Source organism: Chryseobacterium sp. 27AL, from assembly GCF_057815395.1.
This window is the reverse complement of the sequence record NZ_JBYRIW010000010.1, coordinates 122192-128687: the sequence shown is the minus strand read 5'-3', so window position 1 is coordinate 128687 and position 6496 is coordinate 122192. Positions and strand designations below refer to the sequence as shown.

Genomic DNA, 6496 nt, shown 5'->3' with positions numbered 1-6496 from the left:
TTACAAAAAAGCAAATAATTTAGGCTACAAAACCGCAAAAAGGCGGATTACAATGGAGCTTCGAGATATGATTACTGCCATTCTAATCCTTTTTGCAGGAGGTGATCCTGCCAAGGTTTTCAAAACATAAAAAATGGTCGGAATTTCTTCCGACCATGACTAGCTAAATTAGCCGCTATTGAATTTTAGTTATTTATTACAATCTATTTTTTGATTGTTTTAAATGTCTGTTTAGATCCATCTTTCATTTCCAATGTCACTAAATACATTCCTTGTTTCAATTCTCCAAGTTGGAGCTGAGATCCCGGATTTGCAATAGTTTTTATTATTCTACCTGAAAGATCTGAAACCAAAACACTCTTAACATTTGAAGCATCTGAAATATTCAATACATCATTAAATGGATTTGGATATACTTTGATGCTGCTTTTAGCATCTTTTACTTCATTTGTCGCTAAGACAAGTGATGAATCATATGCAGAGATCTGGAATTGACCATTTGTACTTGTTCCTCCTGCGGTTCCTGTATACCTCCACACACTAAAGTATAAAGTAGATCCCGGAGTTTGCCCTGTTAACGAAATTATTGAATAAACTCCTCCTGATGGATTGTCATCATTACAATCAACTGATGTTAATGATCCACATGTTCCGCTGTGAGCAGAAAGAACCGTATCTAAAAGTCCGGACCCTGTAACCCCTTTTGTTTCTACCGTAACATTGCCACTTGCAGGAACAACTACCGAGAACCATACATTATCTCCTCTATTGGTTTGGCACGACGTTGTACCATCTGTTGTTGCTCCAACATTTGACGTTGTTAAAGCGTTATCAGCAAATACACCTCCTACTGTTAAAGGAATTGCTCCGGAACAGTTGTCGTTAGCTGGCGGAGGTGTAAAGCTTATTGGTCCTACCCAAGAACTTTGTGTACCTCCGCAATTAGATCTTACCCATACGTAGTAAGTAGACATTGAAGACAATGTTAATGATGTGGAAGTTGCCGTTACACCAGGTATAGAAGGCGTTGTAGAAGCTGTAGGCGCAGTGTTGGTATTACTGTAATATACATCATATCCATTTGATGGAGCTGCCGGAGGTGCAGTCCATGAAACCAATGCCGCTGTTGCCGTAACCGATGAAGAAGCTAATGCTGTTGGAGTATCACAAGCTGGAATGTTTTCAACAATAAAATTATCTATGAAAAAATCGTAGTCAGGAGTATCATCTACCGTACCGTCACTTCCGAAGAATGCAAATTTTGTATTGTTTCCTGTATAAGACGTTAGGTTTAAAATATATGTATTTGATGTATTTGATGGAATGTTAGAATTATTCCAAGTCTGCAATACTGTCCATGTCGTACCTCCATCTGTAGAAACTACAAATTGTATCACATCATCTGCACCCATAGAGGTAACAGCTGTTGTCGAAGCAAAATTTGTTGCTCCAAAATTAAATTTTACGCGATATCCACCAGCTGACAGATCAAATGCCGGTGAAATCATCCAACCATTTCGGTTATTAGAAAACAGGTTAATCCTAGCTGCTCCTGTTGAGCCCGAATTGAGAAATCCATCTTCAACCCAGTAATTTGTTGTTCCTGTTCCAGGTCCTGTTGCCGGCGTTCCACCATTAGCTAACGTCCAGCATAATCCAGGGAATGTAGCAAAGTTATTTGTATAGCCTGGTATTAAAGCACCACAAACCGTCATAAAATCTCTGACTGTACAAGTTGTTGCATTTGTATTTGTTGTGTATCCACTAACTGAATAGTAATATTTAGTAGCAGTATTTAATGGAGATGCAAAAGTGTATGATGTTCCGGAAACATCAGCATTATTTACAATATCATTACCTCCCGAAGTTGTTCCTACATTCAATTTATATCCAGAAACTCCATTAATTGCAGTCCATGTTATTGTAGGCGTAGTACTCACGCCGGTAGCACCTGCTGCCGGAGCTGTTATGGTTGGACATAATGAAGGCGTTGTAAAACTTGCAGAACTAGACCAGACACCTTTATCTACTCCATTACAATTCGCTCTCACCCAATAATTATAAGTTGTATTTGGAGCCAATCCTGATAAATTAGCAGTGACAACACCTGCCGCAGTGTATCCTGAAGGAGTTGCAGTATTTAAAGGTGCTGTAGCCGATGTACTGTAATAATATTCATATCCGTTTCCGGGAGGAGTTGCGGATGCCGTCCAGCTTATAGTTGCCGCATCTGGAGTTATTGCGGATGAAGCAAGACCCGTAACGGTGCTTGTACAATTAGCTAATGTTGTAAAAGAGCCAGCCGTAGCATAACCATTACCAGTGCCTGCCAAATTTGGTATATGGGAATACATTGCCTGTACTCCTCCATTCAAAGCCTGCACTTGTACCTGATATGTTGTATTTTGAACTAATCCGGATAATGAAGCCGTTGTTGCTGAAACAGGATTCCCTGTAAAATCAGTCCAGTCACAACTTCCCAAAGCCCTATACTGAACGTTATATGCTGTCGCACCTGCTGGAGCAGTCCAGCTAACAGTTGCTCCATTTGTTGTAATTGCTGTTGTAGCAGCAAAAGTTCTCACAGGTAACTGCGTACTTGGTGTCCATGAATACTGCAATCCATTCGGAATTTTAACATTAACGTTAGTTGTACCGGAAAAAAGCATTGTACTTGAATTCGAATTTCCTGTTACTGCTTTAGACCAATCGCAGCTTGTGCCTGTAGGTACATTACCGATCATCAATGCACTTACATTAGTAGCAAATGTTGTACTATTTCCACGTATCCCTACCTGAGGAGTAGTTGACGTTGTACTTGATGTTCCAGGATCTGTGCAGTTTCCATAAACTATCTTTATTTCACCGGTACTGTAAACTAATCTAATTTGAAAATTTAGCCTTTCGGTTGATCTGTTATAATAATTCGCATGATCCTGCCACTGAACAACAAATTCATTCCCTAAATCCTGATATCTTACTTCATGATTTCCTACTGGTTGTGTAACATCAGAAGAAGAAAAACCACCATCCTGACCAAAAGCAGAAATAGCTCCAGTTGTTGACCCCAATGTTGAAAGAGGAGTATAATTTGTCCCTCCAGGTGCAGCTCCAAAGGTTATAAATCCGTTTGCACTTATATAAACACTATTCATTGCAACACCGCCGAAAGTGAATGGAGAAGACAAAGGAATTGCAGCCGAAACATCGTTATCATACGTTGTGTTAGTCCCCGAGGGAAACAATTTCGTTCCTCCGGTAATAGGAGTATACGTGACGCCCGTACTCTTGGCAAAAGAGTAACTAGCGACATTTGTCTGTGCAAATGTACTTACCCCTAAGGCCATCATGCACGCTAGTAAAAGTTTTTTCATTCGTTAGTAAATTAAAATTAGGTGATAAAATTATATATAAATTAAATTATATGAAAATTTATCCTGATTTTATTAAAAAAACATCATCAAAAATGTTAGAAAATTAGTTAATATTAAATAATTGTTTGATTTTACCATTAAATTCTCAAATTTATGAATTATTTTTAAAGCTCATTTTCAATTGCTTACAACAATCAAATAATGATCTCTCTTAAAGCACAACCATCATTTAACATAAAAAAATATTTTACTTCCAGATAAAAAAATAGCGGCTAAATTAGCCGCTATTGAATTTTAGTTATTTATTACAATCTATTTTTTGATTGTTTTAAGTGTTTGTTTAGAACCATCTTTCATTTCCAGAGTCACTAAATACATTCCTTGTTTCAGTTCTCCAAGTTGAAGCTGAGATCCCGGATTTGCAATAGTTTTCACTAATCTACCTGAAAGATCTGAAACCAAAACATTCTTAACATTTGAAGCATCAGAAATATTCAATACATCATTAAATGGATTTGGATATACCTTGATATTGTTTTTGGCATCTTTTACTTCATTAGTTGCTAAAACAAGTGATGAATCATACGCAGAGATCTGGAATGCTCCATCCGTTGCTGTAGAATATTTCCAAACACTTACAAATAATACTGTACCCGGAGTTTGCCCTGTCAAGGAAATTTTAGAGAAATTACCATTACCTGTATCGTCATCACACGCTATAGAAGTAGTAGTACTACAATCAGCAAATACCGACAAAACAGTATCTGTTAACAAAGAACCTGAAACGGCATCCGTCTCAATTGTTAAACTACCTGAAGCAGGAACAGTAACTTTATACCATACGTTTCCTCCAACGTTTGTAGGCGTAAATAAGCAGCTAGCAGTTAATGCAGGAGTATTAGTAGCTCCAACAATAGTGCCTGAAACTGCATTTTGAACAAATGTACCCCCTGCTGTTAAATCAATTGCGTTTGAACAATTGTCATTTGCAGGTGGAGTTGCCAATGTAGTAAAGCCCACAGGCCCAACCCAAGTACTTGTGCCACTGCCACAATTTGATCTTACCCAAACATAGTAGGTTGTACTTGGCGTTAATAAAGATAAAGGTTCAGTCGAATTACTTGTCGCAGTACCAGAACCAGTAGGAGCAGTGTTTGTTGTAGAATAATAATACTCATAACCACTGGCAGGAGCAGGACTTGTAGCAGTCCAAGAAATCGTCGCACCTACAGATGTAATACCAGATACCGCTAAAGCCGTCGGCTCTACACAACTAGGCATTAATTCATACACTACATCATCAATTAAGATGCTATATCCGTTTGGACCAATATGCTTGAATGCCATTGTCGTAACACCTGCAGGGGCAGTGATATTATTTACTGTATAATTACCCACTACACTCGCACTGTTCGCAGTATAAGTAGTACCAAAAGATACAAATGTTGATGCATCAGTAGGATCAGTAAGATAACCAACATCTATTTTATCTCCGGCTGTATAATTTGCTCTCATTTTAAACTTTAAACGATAGGTACCCAACTGAAGTGTACTTACCGGAGGCATAGATACTACAGCAGGAGAAGCCGTTGAACTAGTATAAATATACATATTGTTCGGACCACTGATCGCTGTACTTGACTGAGTATAAGCAGAACCGTCTGAACCTACTTTAACCCAACAAGATGGCCAGTCACCAGCAGTTACAGAGTCAAAGTTCTCAGAAAATGCAATAGCAGGAAGACATACGGTAGTAAAATTCCTTTCTGTACAGCTTGACGAAACAGCTGCTGATGAATAAGAATTAATTGTATAATAATATTTCGTACCATTCTGCAATGCCGAACCGAATGTATAAGAAGTAACATTTCCAAGATCAACATTATTCATAATGTTTGTTCCTCCTGCTGTCGTTCCCACTGAGATTTTGTAGCCTGTAGCCCCTGAAGAAGCAGTCCATGTAATAGTAGGGGTTACAGAAACGCCCCCAGCTCCAGCCGCTGGTGCCGTAACAGCAGGACAAGAAATATTAGCTGTAGTGAAAGTTCTCTCTGAACAACCTGTGGAAGAACCAGAACCATTATAAGAACTTATTGTATAATAATATTGAGTATTAAACTGCAGAGGAGTCGGTAGCGCATAAGAAGTCACATTACCTAAATCCTGGTTGTTTACAACATCTGTTCCTCCTGACGTTGTACCAACACTTAATCTGTATCCAGTTGCATTACCTACTGCATTCCATGTAAGAGTAGGTGACAAAGATACACCTGTTGCTGCTGCTGCTGGTGCTGTAACTGTAGGACATGCAGGAAGTAAGCTAGGCGAAAGACCAACTAATGTCACAACAGACTGAGTTGCTGATCTTGTTCCAGATTGAGTAATGGCCGTCGGATCCGGATTCGTGTAATCGCTTCGATAATACAAAGTTTTATTTGTTCCACTAGCATAAGTATAAAAAAGCTCACCTCCATCATCACCGGCTTTATTTTCATCAACAGCAATGACAAGGTTACTTGTATTATCATAAGCAAAAGGTGATGCGAATGTTATCTCTACAACTCCTGCATTATTCGCTGCTGTGCCACTGTAAACCTGTGTCATAGCACTCGTAGGAATCCAATCTGTTCCTGACGAGAATGACGATTTTGAAGTAAGGCCCACATACACAACTATATTATTCGAATTATTGATACTGGCGGAAGATCCCAGATAGAATTTTAATCCCGTAATATTTCCAGGAGCAGTAGCATTGATTTCGCTCTTCAGCAAGATCTGCTGCGCATAGCTGTATCCATAATAAGTACTCCACGGAACCGTGGCAACGGATGTAGAAGTACCGCCTGTTGTTGTTCCAGAGCCCAAGGTTATCTGAGCTGACAATAATGTACCTAAAAGCGTAAGGTACGCAAGTAAAAATTTCTTCATGCTTAGTAAATTAAAATTAGGCAGTAAAAATATTAATAAATTATATAATATAAAAGATTATTTTTATTTTTTTATTAAAAAAACAATGAAAACATTAAATAAATGTTTAATAATAAACAATTATCACAATAAATAGAATTATAATCAATAAATTTAAATATTAACAAAATTGATTTTCAGTATTTTAACATAAT

The 6496-nt window shown here is 38.1% G+C and carries 2 protein-coding genes; both read right to left on the bottom strand.

Going from position 1 to position 6496, the window contains the following annotated elements; genetic code table 11:
- Nucleotides 1–203: 203 nt before the first annotated feature.
- A complete protein-coding gene (locus AC3WV0_RS14035; RefSeq protein ID WP_488846726.1) occupies nt 204–3374 on the bottom strand; it encodes a fibronectin type III domain-containing protein in 3171 nt (1056 codons plus the stop codon).
- 312 nt (nt 3375–3686) lie between these two features.
- Nucleotides 3687–6302 carry a fibronectin type III domain-containing protein gene (locus tag AC3WV0_RS14030; RefSeq protein WP_488846725.1) on the bottom strand — a complete coding sequence of 872 codons (2616 nt, stop codon included), beginning with the start codon at nt 6300–6302 and terminating at the stop codon, nt 3687–3689.
- Nucleotides 6303–6496: the final 194 nt, after the last annotated feature.

Coding starts and splice junctions, on each gene's coding strand:
- AC3WV0_RS14035 (WP_488846726.1), bottom strand. CDS start 3,374: ATGAAAAAACTTTTACTAGCGTGCATGATGGCCTTAGGGGTAAGTACA.
- AC3WV0_RS14030 (WP_488846725.1), bottom strand. CDS start 6,302: ATGAAGAAATTTTTACTTGCGTACCTTACGCTTTTAGGTACATTATTG.